The organism is Microbacterium sp. GQ128 (assembly GCF_059758615.1).
The window spans coordinates 560404-584554 of the sequence record NZ_JCAXDY010000003.1 but is presented as its reverse complement, the minus strand read 5'-3'; the positions used below and the strand labels follow the sequence as shown (position 1 = coordinate 584554).

Annotated in this window: 22 protein-coding genes; 8 read left to right on the top strand and 14 right to left on the bottom strand. The window is 69.4% G+C overall.

The genetic code is table 11. From position 1 onward, the window contains the following. Positions 1 to 25 precede the first annotated feature (25 nt). A complete protein-coding gene (locus AC6CHX_RS12920; RefSeq protein ID WP_498273133.1) occupies positions 26 to 1501 on the top strand; it encodes an NCS2 family permease in 1476 nt (491 codons plus the stop codon). Between the two features lie 53 nt (positions 1502 to 1554). Here AC6CHX_RS12920 and AC6CHX_RS12915 read toward each other — a convergent pair whose 3' ends face one another. Then, complete coding sequence (locus AC6CHX_RS12915) at positions 1555 to 1959, bottom strand: VOC family protein (protein ID WP_498273132.1); 405 nt, start codon at positions 1957 to 1959, stop codon at positions 1555 to 1557. A gap of 73 nt (positions 1960 to 2032) precedes the next feature. Here AC6CHX_RS12915 and AC6CHX_RS12910 point away from each other — a divergent pair, with 73 nt between their 5' ends. Then, a complete protein-coding gene (locus tag AC6CHX_RS12910) occupies positions 2033 to 2611 on the top strand; it encodes a TetR/AcrR family transcriptional regulator (RefSeq protein ID WP_498273131.1) in 579 nt (192 codons plus the stop codon). A gap of 92 nt (positions 2612 to 2703) precedes the next feature. Here the strand turns inward: AC6CHX_RS12910 and sucD are convergent, their stop codons facing one another. The 3 genes from sucD to AC6CHX_RS12895 all read right to left on the bottom strand — a co-directional run bounded on the left by sucD (position 2704) and on the right by AC6CHX_RS12895 (position 5259). Then, positions 2704 to 3606 (bottom strand): succinate--CoA ligase subunit alpha, encoded by a 903-nt coding sequence (sucD, locus tag AC6CHX_RS12905; RefSeq protein WP_498273130.1) that lies wholly within the window; start codon positions 3604 to 3606, stop codon positions 2704 to 2706. Positions 3607 to 3624: 18 nt separating this feature from the next. Continuing rightward, positions 3625 to 4791, bottom strand: a complete 1167-nt coding sequence (gene sucC / locus AC6CHX_RS12900; RefSeq protein WP_029262293.1) for an ADP-forming succinate--CoA ligase subunit beta — start codon at positions 4789 to 4791, stop codon at positions 3625 to 3627. Between the two features lie 114 nt (positions 4792 to 4905). Further along, on the bottom strand, positions 4906 to 5259 hold the full coding sequence (locus AC6CHX_RS12895; RefSeq protein WP_452325974.1) for a DUF2510 domain-containing protein: 354 nt from the start codon (positions 5257 to 5259) through the stop codon (positions 4906 to 4908). Between the two features lie 59 nt (positions 5260 to 5318). Between AC6CHX_RS12895 and AC6CHX_RS12890 the strand changes: the two genes are divergently transcribed. After that, the gene (locus AC6CHX_RS12890) at positions 5319 to 5978 is read left to right on the top strand and encodes a TetR/AcrR family transcriptional regulator (RefSeq protein WP_136042732.1); all 660 of its coding nucleotides are present in this window, start codon (positions 5319 to 5321) and stop codon (positions 5976 to 5978) included. 63 nt (positions 5979 to 6041) lie between these two features. Then, positions 6042 to 7277 carry an acyl-CoA dehydrogenase family protein gene (locus AC6CHX_RS12885; RefSeq protein ID WP_498273129.1) on the top strand — a complete coding sequence of 412 codons (1236 nt, stop codon included), beginning with the start codon at positions 6042 to 6044 and terminating at the stop codon, positions 7275 to 7277. Positions 7278 to 7410: 133 nt separating this feature from the next. Here the strand turns inward: AC6CHX_RS12885 and AC6CHX_RS12880 are convergent, their stop codons facing one another. Beyond that, complete coding sequence (locus AC6CHX_RS12880) at positions 7411 to 7899, bottom strand: hypothetical protein (RefSeq protein WP_498273128.1); 489 nt, start codon at positions 7897 to 7899, stop codon at positions 7411 to 7413. Positions 7900 to 7963: 64 nt separating this feature from the next. Between AC6CHX_RS12880 and AC6CHX_RS12875 the strand changes: the two genes are divergently transcribed. Both AC6CHX_RS12875 and AC6CHX_RS12870 read left to right on the top strand, forming a co-directional pair. Next, positions 7964 to 9415, top strand: a complete 1452-nt coding sequence (locus AC6CHX_RS12875; RefSeq protein ID WP_498273127.1) for a phytoene desaturase family protein — start codon at positions 7964 to 7966, stop codon at positions 9413 to 9415. Between the two features lie 56 nt (positions 9416 to 9471). Then, the gene (locus AC6CHX_RS12870; RefSeq protein WP_498273126.1) at positions 9472 to 10515 is read left to right on the top strand and encodes an ATP-dependent DNA ligase; all 1044 of its coding nucleotides are present in this window, start codon (positions 9472 to 9474) and stop codon (positions 10513 to 10515) included. 45 nt (positions 10516 to 10560) lie between these two features. On the opposite strand, the gene AC6CHX_RS12865 is transcribed toward AC6CHX_RS12870, so the two are convergent. The 8 genes from AC6CHX_RS12865 to AC6CHX_RS12830 form a co-directional block, all read right to left on the bottom strand. Continuing rightward, on the bottom strand, positions 10561 to 10800 hold the full coding sequence (locus tag AC6CHX_RS12865) for a toxin (protein WP_136042737.1): 240 nt from the start codon (positions 10798 to 10800) through the stop codon (positions 10561 to 10563). Next, complete coding sequence (locus tag AC6CHX_RS12860) at positions 10797 to 11060, bottom strand: ribbon-helix-helix protein, CopG family (protein ID WP_136042738.1); 264 nt, start codon at positions 11058 to 11060, stop codon at positions 10797 to 10799. Before AC6CHX_RS12860 ends, AC6CHX_RS12865 begins: the two co-directional genes overlap by 4 nt. Before the next feature lie 37 nt (positions 11061 to 11097). Further along, the gene (ligD, locus tag AC6CHX_RS12855) at positions 11098 to 12171 is read right to left on the bottom strand and encodes a non-homologous end-joining DNA ligase (RefSeq protein WP_498273125.1); all 1074 of its coding nucleotides are present in this window, start codon (positions 12169 to 12171) and stop codon (positions 11098 to 11100) included. 62 nt (positions 12172 to 12233) lie between these two features. Next, positions 12234 to 13394, bottom strand: coding sequence for an SseB family protein (locus AC6CHX_RS12850; RefSeq protein WP_498273124.1), 1161 nt, complete (start codon positions 13392 to 13394; stop codon positions 12234 to 12236). A 62-nt stretch (positions 13395 to 13456) separates the two neighbouring features. Then, positions 13457 to 15931, bottom strand: a complete 2475-nt coding sequence (locus AC6CHX_RS12845) for an ATP-dependent helicase (RefSeq protein WP_498273123.1) — start codon at positions 15929 to 15931, stop codon at positions 13457 to 13459. A gap of 104 nt (positions 15932 to 16035) precedes the next feature. Next, positions 16036 to 19179, bottom strand: a complete 3144-nt coding sequence (locus AC6CHX_RS12840; RefSeq protein ID WP_498273122.1) for a lamin tail domain-containing protein — start codon at positions 19177 to 19179, stop codon at positions 16036 to 16038. 239 nt (positions 19180 to 19418) lie between these two features. Continuing rightward, positions 19419 to 20438 (bottom strand): ABC transporter permease, encoded by a 1020-nt coding sequence (locus AC6CHX_RS12835; RefSeq protein WP_498273121.1) that lies wholly within the window; start codon positions 20436 to 20438, stop codon positions 19419 to 19421. After that, complete coding sequence (locus AC6CHX_RS12830; protein WP_498273120.1) at positions 20435 to 21481, bottom strand: ABC transporter ATP-binding protein; 1047 nt, start codon at positions 21479 to 21481, stop codon at positions 20435 to 20437. The genes AC6CHX_RS12835 and AC6CHX_RS12830 overlap by 4 nt, the downstream gene beginning before the upstream one ends. A gap of 89 nt (positions 21482 to 21570) precedes the next feature. On the opposite strand from AC6CHX_RS12830, the gene AC6CHX_RS12825 reads away from it, so the two are divergent. Continuing rightward, a complete protein-coding gene (locus AC6CHX_RS12825) occupies positions 21571 to 21969 on the top strand; it encodes a YccF domain-containing protein (protein ID WP_136042745.1) in 399 nt (132 codons plus the stop codon). A gap of 26 nt (positions 21970 to 21995) precedes the next feature. Here the strand turns inward: AC6CHX_RS12825 and AC6CHX_RS12820 are convergent, their stop codons facing one another. After that, the gene (locus tag AC6CHX_RS12820) at positions 21996 to 22982 is read right to left on the bottom strand and encodes a glycerophosphodiester phosphodiesterase family protein (protein WP_498273119.1); all 987 of its coding nucleotides are present in this window, start codon (positions 22980 to 22982) and stop codon (positions 21996 to 21998) included. 89 nt (positions 22983 to 23071) lie between these two features. On the opposite strand from AC6CHX_RS12820, the gene AC6CHX_RS12815 reads away from it, so the two are divergent. Next, the gene (locus AC6CHX_RS12815; RefSeq protein WP_498273118.1) at positions 23072 to 23998 is read left to right on the top strand and encodes a Bax inhibitor-1/YccA family protein; all 927 of its coding nucleotides are present in this window, start codon (positions 23072 to 23074) and stop codon (positions 23996 to 23998) included. Positions 23999 to 24151 lie beyond the last annotated feature (153 nt).

Genomic DNA, 24151 nt, shown 5'->3' with positions numbered 1-24151 from the left:
ATAGCGTTTCTCCGGAGGTTTCCCGATGACAACTGCCCCGCCCGCCCCGGCATCCACCGAGCCCAAGAACTCGCTCGACCGCTTCTTCGAGATCAGCAAGCGCGGATCGACGATCGGTACCGAGATCCGAGGGGGTCTGGTGACGTTCGTCACGATGGCCTACATCGTGATCCTGAACCCGATCATCCTCTCCGGCAAGCCCGACGTCGCCGGGAACATGCTCGAGTTCAACGCCGTCGGAGCGGCCACCGCGCTGACCGCCGGTGTGATGACGATCCTCTTCGGACTCGTCACGCGCCTCCCGTTCGGTTTCGCCGCCGGCCTCGGCATCAACGCCTTCGTCGCGTTCTCGGTCGTCGGACAGGTGACCTGGCCCGAGGCCATGGCCCTGGTGATGATCAACGGTGTCGTCATCGTGCTGCTCGCCGCCACCGGGCTCCGGAAGGCGATCTTCGACGCCGTGCCTTTCCAGCTGAAGATCGCGATCACGGTCGGCATCGGCCTGTTCATCGCCTTCATCGGTTTCGTCAACTCCGGCTTCGTCACCGCGACCGGCGCCTCGTCGCCGCCCGTCGGCCTCGGTGTCAACGGCTCGGTCGCGACCGTGCCGACGCTGCTCTTCGTGATCACGCTCCTGCTCACGGGCATCCTCGTCGCCCTCAAGATCAAGGGCGGCATGCTGATCGGTCTCATCGGCGGCACGGTGCTCGCCGTGATCGTCGAGGCGATCTGGCACATCGGTGCCCGCGGCTTCGACGACGAAGGCAATGTGGTCAACCCTGGCGGCTGGGGACTCACCGTCCCGGCGCTGAACGGCTCCCCCGTGGGCATTCCCGACCTCAGCCTGATCGGCGCGGTCGACTTCAGCTTCGACCTGAGCAAGGTCAGCCTCGTGGCGATCGTGATGATCGTCTTCACCCTGCTGTTCACCAACTTCTTCGACGCCATGGGCACCATGACCGGACTCGCGAAGGAGGCGAACCTCGCCGACGAGAACGGCGACTTCCCCCGCATCAAGTCGGCGCTGGTCGTCGAGGGTGTCGGTGCGATCGCCGGTGGAGCGACCTCGTCGTCGTCGAGCACGGTCTTCATCGAGTCCGGTGCCGGCATCGGGGAGGGCGCGCGCACGGGTCTCGCGAACGTCGTGACCGGCGTGGTCTTCCTGATCGCGATGTTCCTGACGCCTCTGACGTCGATCGTCCCGACCGAGATCGCCGCGGCCGCGCTGATCATCGTCGGAGCCATGATGATGGCGCAGATCCGCTACATCGACTTCAGCGACTTCCGCGTGCTGCTGCCGGTGTTCCTCACCGTCTCGGTCATGCCGCTGACGTACTCGATCGCGAACGGCATCGGCGCGGGCTTCGTGAGCTGGGTGCTCATCCACGCGTTCTCGGGCAAGGCCAAGACCATCAGCCCGCTGCTGTGGGTGGTCGGCGCCGGCTTCCTGATCTTCTTCGCCCGCGGGCCCATCGAGGCGCTCTTCGGCGTCGGGATCTGACCCGGAGTCGCACAGGAGGGGCGGATGCTGCGGCATCCGCCCCTCTTTCGTGTTCAGTCCCCGTAGGCGGCGGCGAACTCGGTGGACGGCTCGATCGGCTCGATCACGTCGATCAGCACACCGCCGGGAGCCTCGACGATGAAGTGCCGCTGCCCGAAGGCCTCATCCCGCAACGGCAGTCGCTCCGCCAGCCCCCGCTCCCCGACCAGCCGCGCATACTCGGCTGCGGCATCGGGGACCTCGACGTTGAGCAGCAGTCCGCTCACGGGCTGGCGGAACCCGTGCGGGATGGTCTCGTGCGTGCGGTCGAGGATCGCGAGCTCACCGCCGTCGAAGCGCAAGCTCACGTACCAGTCGGCCTCGAAGGTCACTTCGAACCCGAGTTCCTCGCGATAGAACCGCGCCGCCTCGGCGACGTCGTTCACCATGAGCACCGGATAGAAGCTCGTGATCTCCATCATCTCCCCTTTACATACAGCGTGTTTGTATCCTTGAGCTAGGATACATACACACCGCACGTAAAGGAACCCCATGCCCCGAGCATCCGCCGCAGACGCGGCAGAGACCGCACGCCGGATCCTCGACGTCGCCACCGCGCACTTCGCCGAACACGGATACGCCGCAGCGTCCGTCGACGAGATCGCCCAGGCGGCCGGTGTCACCCGCGGCGCCGTCTACCACCACTACTCGTCGAAGCCGCTGCTCTTCGCCGCCGTCGCTGCCGCACAGCAGGAGGTCGTCGCCGCAGCCATCGTCGCGGCAACCACGGACAGCACACCCGACACCGCACTCCGCGACGGCAGCCACGCCTTCCTCGACGCCATCACCCGAGGAGCGGCCTCGCGCGTGCTGCTCGTCGACGGACCGGCGGTGCTGGGGTGGGAGGGGTGGCGGCAGCTCGACGCAGATGGCCCCGAGCAGGAGCTGCGCACCGGGCTGCGCGAGGCCGGGGTCTCCCCTGCGCTCCTCGAGCCGCTCACCGCAGCACTGTCCGGATCGATGAACGAACTCGCGCTCTGGCTGGCCGCGCATGCGAACGACGCCGACGCCCGGGAGCACGCCCACGGAGCCCTCGACGGCATCCTGGACGCCGTCGCCCCTCGGAGCTGACCCGTCCAGCACTCCCCACGCCCCACCGCCGGCGCGCATGAAAGAAGGCCCCGGAGTGGAGTCCGGGGCCTTCAGATCAAGCGTAGCTCAGATCAGAGCGACTCGATGATCGCGCGCATCAGGTCTGCCGTCTCGGACGGCGTCTTGCCGACCTTGACGCCGGCGGCCTCGAGGGCTTCCTTCTTCGCCTGAGCGGTTCCTGCCGAGCCGGAGACGATCGCGCCGGCGTGACCCATGGTCTTGCCCTCGGGAGCCGTGAAGCCCGCGACGTAGCCGACGACCGGCTTGGTGACGTTCGCCTTGATGTAGTCGGCCGCACGCTCCTCGGCGTCGCCGCCGATCTCGCCGATCATCACGATGGCCTTGGTCTCGGGGTCGGCCTCGAACGCGGCGAGCGCGTCGATGTGCGTGGTGCCGATGACCGGGTCGCCGCCGATGCCGATGGCGGTGGAGAAGCCCAGGTCGCGCAGCTCGAACATCATCTGGTAGGTCAGGGTGCCCGACTTCGACACGAGGCCGATCGGTCCCTTGCCCGTGATGTTCGCGGGGGTGATGCCCACGAGCGCCTCGCCCGGCGTGATGATGCCGGGGCAGTTCGGCCCGATGATGCGGGTCTTGTTGCCCTTGCTCTGCGCGTAGGCCCAGGCCTCGGCCGAGTCGCCGACGGGGACGCCCTCGGTGATGACGACGAGCAGCGGGATCTCGGCGTCGACGGCCTCGATCATCGCGTCCTTCGTGAAGGCACCGGGAACGAAGGCGATCGACACGTCGGCGCCGGTCTCCTTCATGGCCTCGGCGACCGAGGCGAAGACGGGCAGCTCGACGGCGTTGCCGTCCTTGTCGGTGTGCGAGACCGTGGTGCCGGCCTTGCGGGCGTTCACGCCACCGACGACCTGGGTGCCGGCCTTGAGCATCAGTGCGGTGTGCTTGGTGCCCTCACCGCCGGTGATGCCCTGGACGATGACCTTGGAGTCCTTGTTGAGGTAGATCGACATTCTTCTCGTCCTTCAGTCTCAGGCGTTGGCGAGTTCGGCGGCCTTGTCGGCGCCCTCGTCCATGGTGGCGGCCAGGGTCACAAGCGGGTGCGCGTACTCGGCGAGGATCGCGCGACCCTCGTCGACGCGGTTGCCGTCGAGGCGCACGACGAGCGGCTTGGAGGCCGTGGCGCCCAGCGTCTCGAGGGCACCCTTGATGCCGTTGGCGACGGCGTCGCACGCCGTGATGCCGCCGAAGACGTTGACGAACACGCTCTTGACCTGCGGGTCGCCGAGGATGACGTCGAGGCCGGCGGCCATGACCTCGGCCGACGCGCCGCCTCCGATGTCGAGGAAGTTGGCCGGCTTCACGCCGTTGTGGTTCTCGCCTGCGTAGGCGACCACGTCGAGCGTGGACATGACGAGCCCCGCGCCGTTGCCGATGATCCCGACCTCGCCGTCGAGCTTCACGTAGTTGAGGCCCGACTGCTTGGCCTTGGCCTCGAGCGGGTCTGCGGCGTCCTTGTCCTCGAGCGCCTCGTGCTCGGGGTGACGGATCTCGGAGGCGTTGTCGTCGAGCGTGACCTTGCCGTCGAGCGCGATGATGTCGCCCTCTTCGGTGCGCACCAGCGGGTTGACCTCGACCAGCGTCGCGTCCTCGCCCTTGTAGACGTCGAAGAGCTTGACGAAGACGTCGGAGACCTTCTCGACGAGGTCTTCCGGGAAGTTCGCCGCGCGAGCGATCTCGACGGCCTTCTCCTTGTCGATGCCCGTGAGCGGGTTGACCTCGACGCGCGCGAGCGCCTCGGGGCGCTCCACCGCGAGCTCTTCGATCTCCATGCCGCCCTCGACCGAGCAGAGGCTCAGGTAGGAGCGGTTGGCGCGGTCGAGCAGCACGGAGAAGTAGAACTCCTCGGCGATGCGCGCACCCTGCGCGACCATGACGCGCTTGACGACGTGGCCCTTGATGTCGAGGCCGAGGATGGCCTTCGCTGCCTCGTACGCCTCGTCGGGGGTCTTGGCGACCTTGACGCCGCCCGCCTTTCCACGGCCGCCGGTCTTGACCTGAGCCTTGACGACGACCACTCCGCCGATCTTCTCGGCAGCCGCCCTCACCTCTTCAGGGGTGTCCGCGACGATGCCGGCGAGGACCGGCACTCCGTACTTTTCGAAAACGTCTCGTGCCTGGTACTCGTACAGATCCACTGTGGTTCCTTCACTGGGCTGCTGTCTGGTAATTCTCTCGATGTCGAGACATCGACCAGTCCCCCAGCCTACTACCTCGGCCTGGACGCTCTTGCGGCCACCGGGTCGCTCCGGTCAGCGCAGCGTCGGCACGCCCCAGCGCCTCGCCGGAAGTGCGACCAGCCGGAGCTGCCGGGAGATCACGAACGGGGTGAAGACCAGAGCGGCACCGGTCCCGACGATCACGGGGCGGATCACGACCACCGGCAGCGAGCCCCACAGCGCGAAGAGGATCGACGCGACGAGGACGGCTGCCAGCACGAGTTCGCATATGAGGAGTTGCCTGCGTGTGGAGGCACTGTCCTCCGCCAGCGTCGTCTCGCGACCGCGCACCGCGATGCGATCGGTCCACCGCGCACCGTCCCACCACCGCAGGGTGCCGCGGCGGCGTGTCTCGTACCATCCGGCCGCAATCCCGCGCTCACTCACGCTCTCAGTATGACGGTCTCGCCTCGGCGTCTCCGCCTGCCGAGGTCTAGGCTTTCGCCATGCACGAATCCGCAGAACTGCGCACCGGCGTCGTGGCCGCAGCGCTCGAGCTCTTCAGCGCCCAGGGGTTCGACCAGACCTCGGTGGAGCAGATCGCCAAGGCCGCCGGCGTCTCGCGCTCGACCTTCTTCCGCCAGTTCGGCGGTAAGGAGGACGTGGTGTTCGCCGATCACGAGGTGCTCCTCGAGCAGCTCAGGGAGTTCCTCGACGAGGGGCACGACGACCCGTGGGGCGCGGTGTGCGCGGCATCCGAGTCGGTGTTCGCGCACTTCGCGCACGACCCGGAGCTCGCCCGGCGCCGCTACCAGATCGTGCGCGAGGTGCCCGTCCTGCGGGAACGCGAGATCATCACGGTGTTCCGCTACGAGCGGTTGTTCGACGAGTACCTGCGCGGCGCGCTTCCCGGCGTCGACCCGCTGGATGCCGTGGGCTTCGCCGCGCTCGTGACCGCCGTGCACAACCACGTGCTGCGACAGCTGCTGCGGGGGCGCAAGAAGGTGCCGCTGGCCACCCTGCAGACGGCGCTGGCCGATGTGCGCCGTCGCTACGGTGTGGCGGGCGACGCCACCACCGCCCCGGACGACATGGTCGTCGCGGTGTTCCCACGTTCGATGCCGATCGCCGAGGTGTCCCGCCGCCTGCAGTCGGAGCTCGACTAGCCACTCCCGGGTCGTGGAACCGAGTATCGAGAGGTACGATACTCAGGTCCACGAAGGAGCCCCATGAGCGATGCAGCCACCCCGTTCCCCGGCGAGCGGGTCTCGTCGTACGACATCACCGCGCGTCAGGACAGCGACTACTACGCCGTCTTCACCGACATCCCCGCCGCCGACCGCGAGGCGTGGGACCGCGCGAAGTCCTACGTCGACGAGGTCGCGCCGCAGATGGCGGATGCCTGGGACCGCGCGGAGTACCCGCTGGATGCGGCTCGTCGGATGGGTGAGATGGACCTCGTCGTGGACGGCGTCCAGCACCCCGCGCTCACGAGCCTGTCGCCGCTGGCCGCCGGGCTCGTCAACATGGAGATCTCCCGCGGCGACGGCTCGCTGGGCACGATCCTCGCCGTGCAGGGCGGGCTCGCCCTGCGCACCCTCGCCCTGTTCGGCTCGCCGGACCAGCAGGAGAGGTGGCTCACCGCGCTCGCCGACGGCTCGGTGCTCGGCTCCTTCGCGCTGACCGAGCCCGACCACGGCTCGGACTCCGTCTCCCTCGAGACCGTCGCCCGCCGCGACGGCGACTCCTGGGTCATCCGCGGCGCGAAGAAGTGGATCGGGAACGGCGCGTCCGGGGGCGTCACGTTCGTCTGGGCCCGCGTCGACGACGAGGGAGCCGACGAGCACGGGGCGGTCCGCTGCTTCCTCGTCGAACAGGAGATGCCGGGCTACACCGGCAGCGTGATCCGCGGAAAGGCCTCGCTGCGCGCGATCCATCAGGCCCACATCGTCCTCGACGACGTGCGGGTGCCGCTCGACGCCGTGCTGCCGGGGACGAAGAGCTTCAAAGACGCCTCGACCGTGCTCTATGCGACCCGCTCCGGTGTCGCCTGGTCGGCGCTCGGTCACGCGACCGCCTGCTACGAGGCCGCGCTCGCCTACGCGACCCAGCGCGTGCAGTTCGGCAAGCCGCTCGCGAAGTTCCAGATGGTGCAGGAGCGGCTCACCCACATGCTCGAAGACCTCACCGCCATGCAGCTGTACTGCCGGCGGATGGCCGACCTGGAGACCGCAGGCGAGCTGCGTCCGACCCAGGCGTCGCTCGCGAAGTTCCACAACACGCGGGCCGCGCGACGCATCGCCTCGACCGCCCGCGACCTGCTCGGCGGCAACGGCATCCTGCTCGAGAACGGCGTCATCCAGCACATGGCCGACATCGAGGCGATCCACACCTACGAGGGCACGGAGAGCGTGCAGGCGCTGCTTCTCGGGCGTGACATCACCGGGATGAGCGCGTTCGCCTGACCGAGGTCGGCCGGGGTACGGTCTCGTCAGACCGGGCGCACCGCGAAGCCGACCGCGATCGCATCAGGGCCGGTCAGATCGGCCACGCGGATCATCGGTCGCTCGACCGGACCGTGCGCGTCGGGGCTCACCGTCAGTCGCAGCCGCAGCCGCCGGACGGCGTCTTCACCATGAAGCACACGTCGCACACGCCGTAGTCGCGCTCTTCCACAGGCTTCGGCGCCTTCTCCCCGCGGGGTGCGGAGACGCGCGGCGTCGTCGTGCGCTTGGCCGCGCGTGGTGCGGTCAACGGGATGAACTCGCTCGGGTGGCTGACGTAGAAGTACGGCGGCCGCCCCTCGCTCGGCTGCAGGCGCAACGGCGCGGATCCGACGACGAGTCGCTCATCCTCGGTGAAGCCGTTCGTGTAGGTGCGACCGATGTGCAACGGGGCGCCCTCACCGCGTCGGATCGCCTCGATGTAGCGACCACGGTCGATGAACGAGCTGATCCCGATCGCCTGGGTGATCTCCGCGATGAACGCGTGGTTCGACGGGTCGATGCGGTGCGCGCGCAGCGCTTCCTGGAGCGAACGGTATGGACGGGAGGTGCCTGCGGGGGTCGGCCCCTGTACTTCTTTCATCAGTTCCAGGATCGCACGCCGCAACCCCCTCTTTCGACCACTCGACGCGTGCGAGACTGGCGGCATGGCACGCGCGACGATCATCGGGTCCGGACCCAACGGCCTCGCCGCAGGGGTGGCGCTCGCACGCGCCGGCTACGAGGTGCGCGTTCTCGAGGCCGCCGACACGATCGGCGGCGGGCTGCGCACCCGGGAAGGCACGCTTCCCGGTTTCCGCCACGATGTGTGCTCCGCCGTGCATCCGGCGGCCGTCTCCTCGCCCTTCTTCCGCGCATTCCGGCTCGAAGAGCGCATCGAGTGGATCCACCCGGACATCTCCTTCGCCCATCCGCTCGACGGCGGCGCTGCGGCCGTCGCCTGGCGTGACATCGATCGAACCGCTGCCGCCCTCGGAGTCGACCGCGACGCCTGGCTCACCCGCCTGCGCCCCCTCAGCACCCACATCGACGGGGTCACCGACTTCACGGGCAACCAGCTTCTCCGCATCCCCGCCGAGCCCCTCACCGCGGTGCGCTACGCGATCCGGATGCTCGACCAGGGCACTCCCCTGGCCCGCACCTCGTTCCGGACCGAGGAGGCCGCCGCCCTGATGTCGGGCGTCGTCGCGCACGCGAACTCCCCGCAGCCGACCCTCGCCGGTGCCGCAGCAGGGCTGCTCCTCGCCGCTCTCGCGCATGCGGGCGGTTGGCCCTACCCGCGCGGCGGTTCGCAGACCATCGCCGATGCGCTGGTGGCCGACCTCGAAGCGCACGGCGGAACGGTCGAGACCGGTGCCCGCGTGAACGACCTGCGCACCCTCGACGCCGGCGACCCCTCACGCGGGGACGTGCTCCTGCTGAACACCTCGCCCCGGCTCGCACTCACTCACGCCCACGTGCCGGCCGGATATGCCAGGGCGCTGCGCGGCTACCGCTACGGCGCCGCGGCGGCCAAGGTCGACTTCGCCCTCGACGGCCCCATCCCCTGGTCGAACCCGGAGGTGCGGAACGCCGTGACCGTGCACCTCGGCGGCACCCGAGAGGAGGTATGGGCGAGCGAGAACACCGTGGCCGTGGGTCATGTGAGCGAGAAGCCCTACGTGCTCGCCGTGCAACCATCGGTCTTCGACCCGACGCGGGCTCCCGAGGGCAAGGCCGTTCTATGGGCATACATCCATGTCCCCAACGGCTCCGACCTCGATCCCACCGAGCTCATCACGGCACAGGTCGAGCGCTTCGCGCCCGGCTTCCGGGACCTGATCCTGGCGCATCACGCGGTTCCCGCGTCGTCTCGGGAGGCCATCAACCCCGCGGAGATCGGCGGGGACATCTCCGGCGGCGTGTTCGACATGCGGCAGGCTCTCCGGCGTCCGGTGCTGTCCCCGACCCCCTGGCGCACCCCGATGCGGGGCGTGTACCTGGCGTCGGCGTCGACTCCGCCCGGCCCCGCCGTGAACGGGATGGCCGGCTGGCACGCCGCCGGCACGGTGCTCCACGACGCCGGGACGCCGGCCGGGCTCGACGAGCTGTTCGGCTGATCCCGGTCGGCGACACCGGGGTACCGGAATCGAAAGTCCGCGGCCAGGATGGGACCATGCGCTACGAGATCCCCGCGCCGATGCTCGCCAAGGCCGTGCCGGCGGTTCCCGACCCGGCGAAGACCCCGGGCGGACTCCTGTTCGAACCCAAGTGGGACGGCTTCCGCGGCCTCATCGCGTGGGACGGCGAGACCGTGGAGATCGGCTCCCGGGGCGCGAAGCCGCTCACGCGGTACTTCCCCGAGCTGGTCGAGGCGATCCCCGAGCTGCTGCCCGGCCCGTGCCTGCTCGACGGTGAGATCGTTGTCGCCACCGGCCCGCTCGGCTCGCAGCGTCTGGACTGGGAGGCGCTGAGCCAGCGCATCCACCCGGCGGCCTCGCGCGTCGCGAAGCTCGCCGTGGAGACACCGGCGATGTTCATCGCCTTCGATCTGCTCGCCCACGGCGACGATGACCTGCTGACGCAGGCCTTCGAGATCCGGCGGGCCCGCCTCGAGACGCTGATGGAGGGCGTCGAGCACCCGCTGCACATCACCCGGACGACCCGGGACCGTGAAGCGGCCGCCCGCTGGCTCGCCGAGTTCGAAGGGGCGGGACTCGACGGCGTCGTCGCCAAGCCCCTCGACCAGCCGTATGCGCCGGGGAAACGGACGCTGTTCAAGATCAAGCACGCCCGCACGGCCGATGTCGTGGCGCTCGGCTACCGCATCCACAAGTCCGGCTCGGGCGTCGGGTCGCTCCTGGTCGGCCTGTACGGCGACGACGGAGTGCTGCGACAGGTCGGCGGGGTCGCCGCCTGGAGCGATGTCCGGCGTCAGCAGTTCGTCGACGAGCTCGCTCCCCTGGTCGAGCGCGACGACAGCGGCGAAGCGGTCACCGCCGAGGGCGAGCGCTCCCGGTTCAGCGGCGGCAAGGACGTCTCGTTCGTGCGGCTGCGCCCCGAGCGCGTGCTCGAGGTGCGCTACGACCAGCTCGAAGGCGCGCGCTTCCGCCACACGGTGCAGTTCGAGCGCTGGCGCCCCGACCGCGACGCCCGCTCCTGCACCTACGACCAGCTCGACACGGTCGCGGGCTACGACCTCGCGGACGTGCTCCGCTGACGGGTCGTCGGAGAAGCCCCCGACATATCTCGTGCCCTCTGCCGTTCACGGGAGCAGAGCGATCATCTGAGGCCTCGCCGGCATCGCGTGGATGACGAGTTCGTGACCGCTGTCGAACACGAGAACAACGGTTTCCAACAGACGCCCTCGCGTATCGAATCCGAGTCGCAGCTGACGCGCAGGGCTGTCATCGTCCAGATCCTCTATCCACAGGGCCCAGGTTGCGGCCTGCACGATGTCGTCAGGCTCGACTCCGTGCTTGAGTGCGGCAGCATGGACTTTCACGCGGCTGCAGCCGACAACGCCTCGCGGATTACCTCAGATCGAGTTTTTCCTTCGCGTTCCGCGCGGGCGTCGAGCGCGGCGATCTCATCGAGAGTAAGCCGCAACGCCACGACTTGTGAGGGCATCGCCCCACGTCCCGGCCGCCCGCGACCACGCTTCTTGAGAACGTCAGCGTCGTATCCGGCTTCCGCTTCTGCAGACCATTCAGCGATCTGCTCCTCGGTGACCGGACTGCCGTCGATGGTTTCGCGCGAGATCATAGAAATATTGTTATACGAAAATGCTCAGCCCGCAAGTTCAGTCCTTCTCGGCGGGAGTGCCGTCTTCGTCCCAGTTGGCGGCGACCTTCTTGCTCGGCTGCACCCGAGGGGGCTCCCCCGGCATCTTCGGGAATTCCGGCGGGAACGGCAGTTCCCCCAGCCCGTTCTCCTTGTCGCGCTCCCACCACTCCAGCAGCGTGTCGATGCGGCCGGGAGCGGCCTGCATCGTCGCCCAGGGATCGCCGACCTCCTCGAGGCGCTTCGGGATGCTGCGCACCGTGAACGTGCGCGGGTCCAGGCCGTCGAGCTCGTCCCACTCGACGGGAGTGGACACCGTCGCCCCCGGCAGCGCGCGCGGGCTGTAAGCACCGGCCATCGTGCGGTCGCGGTTGGCCTGGTTGAAGTCGACGAAGATCCGCTCCCCGCGCTCCTCCTTCCACCAGTTCGTGGTGACCTGTTCCGGCATCCGTCGCTCCAACTCGCGCCCGGCCGCGATCACGCCATGCCGCACGTCCAGGAACTCGTGCGTCGGTTCGATCGGTGCGAAGACATGCAGGCCGCGGTTGCCGCTGGTCTTGGCGAACGCCTCCAGGCCGGCCTCGCGCAGCACCTCGCGCAGCGTGTGCGCGGCAGTCACGGCATCCGCGAAATCCGTGCCCGGCTGCGGATCGAGGTCGATGCGCAGCTCGACGGGGTTGTCGGCGTCGGTGGCCAGAGAAGCCCAGGGGTGGAAGACGATCGTGTTCATCTGCACGGCCCAGACGATCGCGCTCGCCCTGTTCAGCACGATCTGCGGATGCTGCCGTCCGCTGTTGTACGTGACGGTCACAGCGTCGACGAAGTCGGGCGTCCCCTTGGGCGGGTTCTTCGAGAAGAAGCCCTCCGCCCGCGGCCCCCCGGATGCGCCGACACCGTCACGGAAGCGCTCGAGCGACACCGGACGATTGCCGTTGGCCGCAAGGAAGGGCTCCGCGACGAGCTGCGCGTACTCGGCCAACTCGGCCTTCGTGACACCGAGGTCGGGCCAGACCACGCGGTTCGGGCTCGACAGCGCGACCTCGCGTTCCCCATCGGAGTCGGCGACGGTCAGAGTCACGCGTTCTGAGGCCATGCTCCGACCCTAGAGCGATGCTCCGACGGAAGGAACCCCCGCGCTTGCCCCGTCGCGCTCTCTCAGTCGCCGAGCGCGACGGCCAGCGCGAGCACCGGAGTGAGCGCATCCCGCTCGACGATGATCGACGGCCCCGCGGAGTCGACGATCACTCCGGCCATGTCCGAATGACTCGAGAGGACCTTCGCCAGCTGCTCCGGTTCGAACGGGAGCGGACGGTCGCCGCGGCCCAGCGCGATGACCTCGAGAGGGTGGGAGAAGAGCTGCAGGAAGCGGCGGCCGTCGGTGGTCTGCGCCTCGGCGATGCCGGCCTGGCCGCTGCCGTCGCCCTCGTTCACGGCCACCCACATCCGCTTCACCGCGAGCGCTTCACCGACCTTGAGCGCCGAGTCCTGCTCGCGGGGAGCGGCGAGGATGCTCTTGACCGTCATCTCGACGTCAGCCTGCTCGAGCGTCTTCTGCAGCAGATCCGTCGGGAAGACCACACGATGGGGCGCGGAGGCGTTGTCGACGATGAGACCCGCGAAGTCTCCGGAGACGACCTGCTGCAGCACCGAGGTCACCGGCTGAGCGACGGCGGAGGTCGCCGCGGGATCGGCCTCGAGCTGCACCGAGTCGCGCACCGCGCGCGCCGAGCTGAACGCGAGCATGAACTGCCGGTCGTCGTTGTCGCGCACGACAGCGACCGACAGCGGCTTGCCCTCGCTGATCTGCGCACGCGCGTCGCCGTTCACACGGATGTAGAGGTGTCCCTGGAGCGCCTGGCGCATCACCCCGAGGAGCTGGTCATTGGACGCACCCGCCTCGATCTCGGTGAGCGCCTCGCGGAGCAGGACGTTGTCCTTCATCCCCGCGACGGTCTCGGTCTGCTCGGGCGGCAGGGGCGAGGCGAGCGGAAGGCGCCGTGCCTCAGCGACGGCGGGTTGAGCGGCGGCTGCGGACTGCGCGGCCGGAGCAGAAGACTGCGCCGGACGCGGAGCGGGTGATACCGTCTCGGACGGCGCATCGGAGGTCGGCAGCGCGACCTCCGGCCCGGCCTCGGCGCCCACACCGCGGAACGCCTGCACCGAGATGCCGATCGAGGGTGCCTCGACGGGCTGCTCGACCTCGGTCGCACCGTGATCGGTGTTTACGGCATCCGACCCGGCCACCCTCTCCTCCGTCTCAGCGGCGGGAGCGACGGCATCGTCTGCGGACTTCTTGCGGCGGGAGAAGAGGGCCATAATCAGCCAGCCTAACCGGCATTCCCCTGTACGCTCCGCCGTCGACGGAGGCGCGGCGCCGGTCAGATCTTCTCGATGGGTGCGACCTTGATGAGCAGCTTCTTCTGCCCCGCCGAGTCGAACCGCACGTGGGCGATGCGCTTCGCCCCCTCGCCGGTCACGGCGTCCACCCGCCCTTCGCCGAAGTCGACGTGACGGATGCGGTCGCCCGCGGTGAGCTCGAGGTCGCCGTTGTCGCGCATCTTGGCCGTGACCCGGTTGGGGAACTTGTCCATCGCGGTCGACAGCGGCTTCAGGGAGTCGCGACCGGGCAGCGCCTTGACGGCGAACCGGTCACCGGAGCCCGAACCGCCGAACCCGCCCTGGCGACGGGCGTTCAGAGCCCGCGACTGCATGCCCCCGCGGGAGTTCACATCTCCCGGCGACTGCCGCCAGTCGATCAGGTTCGCCGGGATCTCCTGCAGGAAGCGACTGGGCATCGCCACGGTGACCTCGCCGAACTGCGCCCTCGTCATCGCGAGCGACAGGTGCAGCCGCTTGCGGGCGCGAGTGATGCCGACATAGAAGAGTCGCCGCTCTTCCTGCGGTCCACCGGGCTCCCCCGCCGAGATGCGGTGCGGGATGAGGTCTTCCTCGACACCCGTGACGAAGACGGCATCGTATTCGAGGCCCTTCGCCGTGTGCATGGTCATGAGCGACACCGAGCCGGACTCGTCGTCGAGGTCGTCGGCGTCGGACACCAGCGCGACCTCGGTGAGGAAGTCCACGATCGTGCCCTCGGGGTTGTTGCGGGCGAAGTCGCGGGCGACGGCCACGAACTCGTCGAGGTTCTCGACACGGGCCTCGTCCTGCGGGTCGCGGCTCGCGCGCAGCGCATCGAGGTAGCCGCTCTTGCCGAGCAGCACGCCCAGGCCGTCGGCCACGCTCGTGGGTGGCGGCACCTCGCCCGTGGCCGGGGTCAGGATCGCGGCGGCTTCGCTGAGCACGGCGTCGAGCTGCCCGATCGCCGCCTGGATCTTCGGTCCGACCCCGAGCTGACCCGGCATCGACAGCGCGTCGCGGAAGCTGATGCCGTGCTCTTCGGCGAACCGGGCGATGGCTGTCTCGGTCACATCGCCGATGCCGCGCCGCGGCTTGTTCAGGATGCGGCGCACCGACATCTCGTCGGCCGGGTTCGCGACCGCGACGAGGTAGGCGAGCGCGTCCTTGATCTCGGCGCGGTCGTAGAACTTCGTGCCGCCCATGATCTTGTAGGGCACGGCTGAGCGGATGAAGATCTCTTCCAGCGCACGGGACTGGGAGTTCGTGCGGTAGAACACGGCCATCTCGGAGTAGGGCATGCCCGCGCGGTGGAGCGCCTCGACCTCATCGGCGACGAACTGCGCCTCGTCGTGCTGCGAGTAGCCGGTGAAGCCGATGATGGCGTCGCCGTCGCCCTTGTCGCTCCAGAGCTTCTTGTCCTTGCGGTCGAAGTTGTTGCCGATCACGGCGTTCGCCGCGGAGAGGATGTTCTGCGTCGAGCGGTAGTTCTGCTCGAGCAGCACCACGCGGGCGCCGGGGAAGTCGCGCTCGAACTCGCTGATGTTGCGGATGTCTGCGCCGCGGAAGGCGTAGATCGACTGGTCGGAGTCGCCGACCACGGTGAGCGAGGCGCCGGGTTCGCCGGCATCCGCCGTGGGCTCGGGATCGGGCTCGAAGATCATCATGCCGTTCGAGGCATACGGGTCGGGAGCAGAGCCCGCGGCGCCGGAGACCGGGCGCGTGAGCTCGTGGATCAACGCGTACTGCGCGTGGTTGGTGTCCTGGTACTCATCGACCAGGATGTGCCGGAACCGGCGGCGGTAGGTATCGGCGACCTGCGGAAAAGCCCTGAACAGGTAGACGGTCTGTCCGATGAGGTCGTCGAAGTCGAAGGCGTTGGCCTTCTGCAGCTGCCGCTGATAGTCGGCGAAGACCTCGACGAAGACCCGCTCGGCCGGATCGCTCATGTTGGCCTGACGCGCATACGACTCGGCGTCGGACAGCTCGTTCTTCAGCTTGGAGATGCGCGACTGCACGGCTGCCGGGGTGAGGCCGTAGGCGTCGGCCTCGTGCTCCTTGACCAGGCGCTTCAGCAAGGCGCGCGAGTCGCCGGAGTCGTAGATCGTGAACGACTTCGTGTAGCCGAACTGCTGGGCCTCGCGACGCAGGATGCGGACGCAGGCGGAGTGGAACGTCGAGATCCACATGCCGCGGGCGGCGTCGCCGATCAGCCCCTCGACGCGCTCCCGCATCTCGCCAGCCGCCTTGTTCGTGAAGGTGATCGCGAGGATCTGGCTCGGCCAGGCCTCGCGCCCGCGGAGCAGCGAGGCGATGCGGCGGGTGAGCACGCTCGTCTTGCCCGATCCGGCACCCGCGACGATGAGCAGCGCGGGGCCGCGGTAGGTGACGGCCTCGAGCTGCTGCGGGTTCAGGCCGGCGAGGAGATCGTCCTGCCCCGGGGCCCCGGAGGAGCGGGGGCCGACGGATCCGGGGACGATGAGAGGAGCTTCGGTCATGGCCTTATGAGTCTAGGCGTCGGCACCGACACTGCGGCACGAGGATGCCGCGCCGGAGACCGCTGCGGACGGGTGCGCGGGTTCGACCGCGCACCCCTCCGGTCTCAGGCGGTGCGTGTGCGACGTCGGACCGCCACGCCTCCCGCGACGAGGAGAATCAGCGCCAGCGCGATCGCCGCGACCGGGAACTCCGCACCGGTCGCCGCGAGCCCGCCCGCACCGTCGGCGATGCGGATGTCGGCCCAGCCGAGCAGTGCGCCGTCGGCGTCGTACACCGCGATCCGATGCGCACCCAGTGCGGCATCCGTCGGCACCGTCACGGTGATCGCGCCCGCCGCAGACAGCGTGCCGGTCGCGAGCTGCACCGGGTCGGAGTACATCCACACCGCGATCTCCTCGCCCGCCGCGTCCGCTCCGACGGTGACCGTGACCTTCTGACCGCGGGTGGCGACCGAGGGATCGACCGTCACGCCGTTGCGGTTGCCGTCGACCAGATCCGTACCGGGCAGCGGCGGGTTCTCGCCACCGGGGTTCTCGCCACCGGGGTTCTCGCCACCGGGGTTCTCGCCACCGGGGTTCTCGCCTCCGGGGTTCTCGCCGTCGACGCCCGGAAGCGTTCCGGTTCGCAGCGCTTCGGACGCGAAGCCGTCGGCGAACCACCACACCGGACGCTTGCCGTCGACCGACAGCGATGCCGGCGAGGTCGCGAAGCCCTCGTTGTTGATGTCGGGCATGCCGGCCGGACGGTCGTACTGGGCGATGCCCGGCTTGGCAGTGCCGTTGAGGGTGATCTCGGCCGACCGGCCGTGGCAGCCGTCATCGCAGACGGCCCAGAGGGTGCCCCGCACGCTGTCGTAGTCGAGAGCCATCACACCCGCGAGTCCAGGGGCGATCTCCGACACGAGCGTCGCTGAGCCGTCACCGCCGAGCGCGAAGGCGTACACGTGACCGTTGTCCTCGACCGCGACCAGGAACAGTCCGCCACCGTGGCCGGCGTAGTCCGCGGGCTTGTAGGCCGCGCCGGTGTTGTCGTCGAAGAGCTTTCCGGCGAGCGCGGCATCCGGCACCCACTGCACGGCCTCCATACCGAGGTTCGCCCCGACGGCCGGCAGCAGCGCGGTGAGGTCCCACTCCTGCTGGGCGACGAGGTCCCCCTCGGCGGACTCGGGGTCGACCTTCAGCACCTTGTTCTGGTTGACGCCCTTGGCGCCGTTGTCGCGCTCGGACGCCACGTAGACGAAGCCGTCGCCGTCGACCGTGATGCCCTCGGTGTCCGGACCTGCGGCACCCGCATCCGCGGCATCCTTCTGGAAGCGCACGCGCTTGCCCGCATCCCAGCCGTCGACCTTCTCGACCGAGCCGTCGGCGTGCGCCTCGAGCTTCCAGATGCGGCCCTCACCGTTGTCCACGGCCCAGAGGAACGCGCCGTCCGCCGTCTCCTGCACATCCAGTCCCGAGCTGTCCTCGAGGAAGGTCGGGACGCTGTCGAGCACGCGGACTTCCGCCGAACCGGGCCACGGCGAGACCGCGACCTCGCCGGCGCAGACGTTCGCTGCGCCCTTCGTGGACTCGGCCGTGGCGGCGAAGGCACCCGTCGTGTCGGCGCAGCGGCCCCAGGTGACGGCCGCGTGACCCTCGCCCCAGGTCGTCTCGTCGATGACCAGCGCACCGTCGAACAGCCGAACCGCGTCGCCTCCGCCCAGGCCGAAGCCGAGCTGCTCGCGCTCGATCACGAGGTAATCCCCCGCGCCGATGCTGGTGCCGGACGGGATCGAGTACGCGTGGGTGTCGTCGTCGTCCTTCACCACGATGCCCGAGACGTCGATGGCCGCGTCGGTCGGGTTCACGAGCTCCACCCAGTCGTCGGGCGACCCGCCGTCGGACTCGACCTCGTTGAGGCGCACCGGGTTGCCGCAGGCGTTGCGCAGCCCCTTGGTCGAGACCGCGACATCGGCGAAGTCGCCGGAGCCGTCGGCGCACCGCGCCAGGACGCCCGCCGCGTGCGCGGTGTACACGTGCTCGTCGACCGTGTTGCCGTTCGCGTCGCGGATCGTCACGGTGTCGCCGTTGCCGAGACCGAAGACGAAGTTCGCGGGCTGGTCGAAGACGAAGTAGGCGCCCGGCTGCAGCGTCGTTCCGGCCGGCAGCGGTGTCGTCTCGGCCGCGTGACCGGTGGGGTCGCTGTCCATGACGGTCCAGCCGGAGAGGTCGACAGCGGTGCTGCCGGTGTTCGTGACCTCGACCCAGTCGGTGCTGTCGCCGTTCGACTCGATCTCGTTGATCACGACCTCGGGCATGACGCACGAGTTGGCTGCTCCGGGCGTCGAGTGGGCGAGCACGAACGCGCCGACGCCGTCCGGGCAGCGCGCAAGCGTGGCTGCGGCGAAGTCACCGTCGATCGCGGCATGCCCCTCCCACGGGAGGGTGTCGTCGATCTGCGCGCCGGCCGCGTCGAAGAGGCGGATGCGGTCGGCGCTGCCGATGCCGATCGGGTCGCGGAACGCCGCCTCCGCGCCTCCGACGAGACCGATCGTGCCCTCGTCGACCACGAGGAACTCGCCCGCCTCGATCTTCGTGCCGGCCAGGAACCGCCAGCGGTGATCGTCGGAGTTGTCGCGGATCTCGTAACCCGAGATGTCGAGCGCCTCGGTACCGGAGTTGTAGAACTCGACCCAGTCGGCGGGCTGCGAGTCGACCTCGTTGATCACGATGGATCCCGATACGGGAGCGACCGAGCAGTCGTTGGCCGCACCAGGGGTCGCCGCCGTGGCATGCGCCCACTCGCCCGTGCCGTCGGCGCAGCGCGCCCACACCGACAGCGGCGCGGTGTTCTCGTATGCATAGGAGTCGGCCTCGGTGCCGCTCGGGTCGAAGAGCACGACCTCGTCACCCTTGCCGAGACCGAACGGGAAGTCGACGTCCTTCACGAGCACGAGGAACTCTCCGGGTGCCAGCGACGTGCCCGCGGGAGCCGCGCCGAAGCTGTCGCGCTTCTCGTCGGCGACCTTCCATCCCGCGAGGTCGACCGTCTCGGTGCCGGCGTTGTAGATCTCGATCTGGTCGGCGAGGCCGGTCGCCGCGTCGTCGTAGACGATCTCGTTCAGCACGAGGCTCGGGGCGGCCGCGACCGTCTCCGCCGGGCGGATGCCGGGATCGGCGCCGATGGCGGCGGTGGGAGTGGCGAGCAGGGCGGCGGCGCTCAGTGCGCACACCGCCGCGACCGCGGCTGCGGATTGCAGGCGGGGCATGGAGGACTCCTGGTGGGCTCGGCCGGCGGGCCCACGCGGGCCGACCGGACTCAGTCGGGTACCAGCCCAGACCACCGATCCCGCGTGGCCGCCGGGAGTCCGCCCGGTGCACGGAAGGTGAACGGGAGGTGGCGACTTCCGGGCGCCCCGTCACGCCTCGCCCGTTCCGGTCGCAATTTGTGCCGCCTGAACGGGATCAGGGCGGCAGAAAGTGCGACCGGAACACTCCGGGGAACGGATCAGGCGATGCGGGTTCCCGGCGGCAGGCGGCGCGCGGGAGTCCGCGTGCGCGCCCATGCCCCGGCGAACAGCGAGCCGGCGATGACGACCTGCACCCCGAGTCCGACGAACCAGCTGGGAACCGAGGACTCCATGGTCTCTTCCGGAGTACGGTAGCCGCCGTCCGGGTCGCACTCGTCCCAGCGCTGCTCGAGCGGCGATTGCTGCGCGCTGCGCACGCCGAGCTTGATCTGGCCGAACAGATCGACCGGGTAGCCCTCGGGCGAGAACTCCGTGGGCGTGGCATCGGCGAGCACGACGAACGGGTTGGCCGACAGCGCCCACCAGACGTAGTCGAACCGCGGCACCTCGTAGGTGGTGCCGACCTCCCACTCGTCGCAGATGGGGGTGCCGTTCGCGTCGTAGGGGCGGGAGTACGTGGTCGCTTCGCTGCGCACGGCCATGCCGCCCAGCCCGAAGGCGATGAGCGTGCCGAACACCAGGCCGGCGACCACGAGGTACGTCGCTGCGACCGAGAACAGCGGGCGGGCGATGAGTCCGCTCAGGCCGACGCCGATCGCCGCGACCACGATGATCTCGACGGCGAGCACGAGCAGCGACACCAGCAGCACGAGGGCATCCGCTCCCCCGCCCACCAGCGACAGGGCGAGGAACGGCACGGCGACCAGGAGGAACGCTCCTCCGGTCGCGACGGCGGCGAGGAGCTTGCCGAGCATGATGTCACCGGTCGAAGCCGCTGTCACCTGGACCGCTGCGAGCGTCGCAGCATCGCGGTCGCCGTTGATCGCGTTGCCGCTGAGGGTCGGCGAGACCAGCACGACCAGCAGCAGCACGATGTTGACGACGATCGAGTAGACGCCGGCACCGACGAAGTCGCCCCAGGAGTACACCGCGAACGCGAGTGCCGTGACCCCGAGCAGGATGAGGGCGAACACGCCCAGCAGGACGTACCAGCCGACGCTCCGCAGCCGCTGGGTCAGTTCCAGTCGGGCGATGATCCCGATGTTCGCGAGGCTCATGCTCCCGCCTCCGTTCCGGTCGGTGCCGCGGGCGGCGCAGCGGGCGGCGCTGGTGGCGCGGCGGGCGAGGGTGCCGCCGGCGGCGCCGGATGCTGCGGGGCGGAGGCGGCGGCCTGCGGCATCGGCGCCTGCGGCAGGTTGAGGAACGTGTGCTCCAGGTCGCTCTGCGCCGGGGCGAACTCCGCGACGGGCAGCCCCGCCTCCACGAGGCGGCGCAGCGACTGCGCCGCCGCGTCGTCACCGGCGAATCCGACCAGGACGCCGCCACGGTCGGTGGCGAGCGACTCGGGTGCGAGGCCGAGGTTCGACGCCACCTGCCACGTGTCGGCATTCAGGCGTTCCGGCGTCGCGCCCGCCAGCCGCACTCGCCAGGCGCGCACCGAGGTCTGTGCGGGCGCGGCATCCACCACGGCGCCGGCGACCAGGAAGACGGAGTCGTCGACGACCTCTTCGAGTTCGGAGAGGATGTGGCTCGAGATCAGGACCGTGCGGCCCTCGGCGGCCAGTCGGCGCAGCAGCACGCGGAGCTGGACCCGCGCCTCGGGGTCGAGTCCGGAGGCCGGCTCGTCGAGGAGCAGCACCTGCGGGTCGTGCACGAGCGCACGGGCGAGGCCGAGCTTCTGCTTCTGCCCGCGCGAGAGCACCTTCGCGGGAGAGTCCGCGAGCTCCGCGAGGCCGACGAGGGTGAGCAGGTGCTGCGCCCGAGCGGCCGCATCCGGCTTCTCGATGCCGTACAGGCGGGCCGTCGTGACGATGGTCTCCCTCGCCGTGAGCGAGGGCCAGGCGCCGAGCGCATCCGGCATCCAGCCGAGCAGACGCCGTGCAGCGAGCGGGTCGACCGACGGGTCGACGCCGCCGATGCTGATCGTCCCGGAATCGGGCGCGAGGAGGGAGGCGAGCATCAGGAGCAGGGTCGTCTTGCCCGCGCCGTTCGGCCCGACCAGTCCGGTCACGCGGCCCGGCTCGGCTCGCAGGGTGGCCCCTCTCACCGCCTGTACCGTCCCGAACGCTCTACTGACGTCTTGCACCACGATTCCGGTCATGCGGTCAGTCTGGCATCGGGAACACCGGAGGCCGGGGACCTCGGGGCGGATGCTCAGACAGCGAGTCACGCGGGTGACACAATCTCCCCATGCGCACGATCCTCAACATCATCTGGGTCATCCTGGCCGGATGGGCCCTGTTCCTCGGGTATGTCCTGGCCGGCATCCTGCTGTGCATCCCGATCATCACGATCCCCTGGGCGATCGCGTCGTTCCGCATCGCCGCCTACGCGATCTGGCCGTTCGGGCGCGAGGTCGTCAGCAAGCCGACGGCGGGCGTCGGCTCGTTCCTCGGCAACGTCCTCTGGGTGATCCTGGCCGGCTGGTGGCTCGCGATCGGGCACATCGTCTCCGGCATCCTGCTCTGCATCACGATCATCGGCATCCCCATGGGCATCGCCGACTTCAAGATGGTCCCGATCTCGCTCATGCCGCTCGGCAAGGAGATCGTCTCGACCCGCCGCGGCGCCTTCGACCGCACGCTCTGACCTCTGATGCGTAGCCCGCACGCACCTCAGCTGCGGAAGAACGCGACGCCCAGATCGGGGTGGTCGACGAAGACACCGTCGACGCCCTGACGCGCGATGACGCCCCACTCGGACTCGTAGTCCCCGAACTCGGAGCGTCCGCCCGAACCCCGGAACTCCGGCGACAGGAACGCGTTCTCCGGCCGGCACGTCCAGGTGAAGACCTGCAGGCCGCGGGCATGCGCATCGGCGACGATCGTGTTGCCTCGGGCGAGCAGCATCTTCTTGTTCACGCTGATCCCGTCGACGCGTCCGACCAACCCGTCGAGCCCCTGGGGCGTGACGGTCGCCTTGTACGTGAGCGCCTGCTTGCCCTCGGCCACCAGCCGGTCGTAGGGGCGGCCCTTCGCCTCGATGAGGTAGATGTACGACGCGGAGACACCGCGCTCTCGCAGCTGCCCGAGCACCGTCGACTCGAAGCACTCGATCACCAGCGGGAGTTCGCCGTCGGCCCACCCGGCATCTCGCAGCTCACGCTCGATCAGCGGAGCCAGGTCGAGGCCGATGCTGGCGAAGTAGGTGGCGTGCTTGACCTCGAGCACCACGCCGATCTCCCGACCGTGCTCGCTCGAGCCGTCGCGCACGATGTCGAGCACGTCCCGCAGGCGGAGGATGGCCTGCGAGTCGTCGAAGCTCGCACTCGAGACCCGCACCTCGGGCAGTCGCTCGCGCCCGCGCAGGGTCGACAGCTCCGCCCAGGTGAAGTCCTCGGTGAACCAGCCGGTCAGCGCCTGCCCGTCCACGCGCTTGGTCGTCTTGCGGTCGGCGAACTCCGGATGCAGGGCGACGTCGGTCGTGCCCGAGATCTCGTTCTCGTGCCGCACGACGAGGACGCCGTCCTTGGTGGCGACGACGTCGGGTTCCACGGCATCCACGCCCATGGCGAGCGCCAGTTCGTAGGAGGAGCGGCTGTGCTCCGGGCGGTAGCCGGGCGCACCGCGGTGCCCGATGACGAGGGGTGATTTCCTGGGCACGCTCTCAGCGTAGAACACGCCCGGAGCGGCACCACCCGAGTATCGTGGAGGAAAGAGACCTACAACCCCCTTTGGAGTGAGGCCCACCAATGAGCAACTTCGCTTTCAACAACCCTGCTTTCCAGCAGCAGGACCCGCGCAATGTCGCGACATACCCGGGCGGACCGCAGGCTGCTCAGGGCGCGCAGAACGCCTCGCTCCAGCACGGGGCGATGGATGCCGCGGCCAACGCACAGCTCGAGGGCATGTACGCGGCCCCGCCGGCAGGCGCCATCGAGACCGACCGGATGTCCGTCGAGGACACCGTCTGGAAGACCGCCGGCCTGTTCGCCATCCTCCTCGTCACCGCGGCGATCGGCTGGGTGTGGACGCTCGGCGGCGTCGACGCCCCGCCGTACAACCCCGAGAACCCCGCGCCCGTCAACATGCTGCCGTGGATCATCGGCGCGCTCGGCGGCTTCGTGCTCGCGATGGTCATCACCTTCACCTCGCGCAAGAAGGTGCGCCCCGCGCTCATCTTCGGCTACGCCGCGCTCGAGGGCCTCTTCATCGGTGGCATCTCGGCCTTCTTCGAGGTCATCTACCCCGGCATCGTCTTCCAGGCGACCCTCGCGACCGTCTCGGTCGTCGGTGTGACCCTGGCGCTCTTCGCGAACGGCAAGATCCGCGCGTCGAAGAAGGCGACCAAGATCTTCATGATCGCGATGATCGGCTACCTCGTCTTCTCGCTGCTGAACCTGGTCCTCATGTGGACCGGCGTGCTGCCCGAGGGCCAGGAGTTCGGCCTCCTCAGCGCCAACATCATGGGCATCCCGCTCGGCGTCATCATCGGCGTCCTCGTCGTGATCATGGCCGCATACTCCCTGGTGCTCGACTTCGACCAGATCCAGCAGGGTGTCCGCAACGGCGCCCCGCGCCAGTACGGCTGGCTGGGCGCCTTCGGCATCATGGTGACGGTCGTGTGGCTCTACGTCGAGATCCTGCGCATCATCGCGATCGTGCGCGGCAACAACTGACGCGAATCGCCCTTCGAGAGGCCCGTCTCCCCCGTGGAGGCGGGCCTTTTGGCATACCCGGGGAGGTGAGCGCAAGGGGTTGTCGCGCGGCCTCGAAGACCGGCAGTGTTGTCATCACGAAGCCCCGGCACCCCGGGGCTCCCGACACATAGG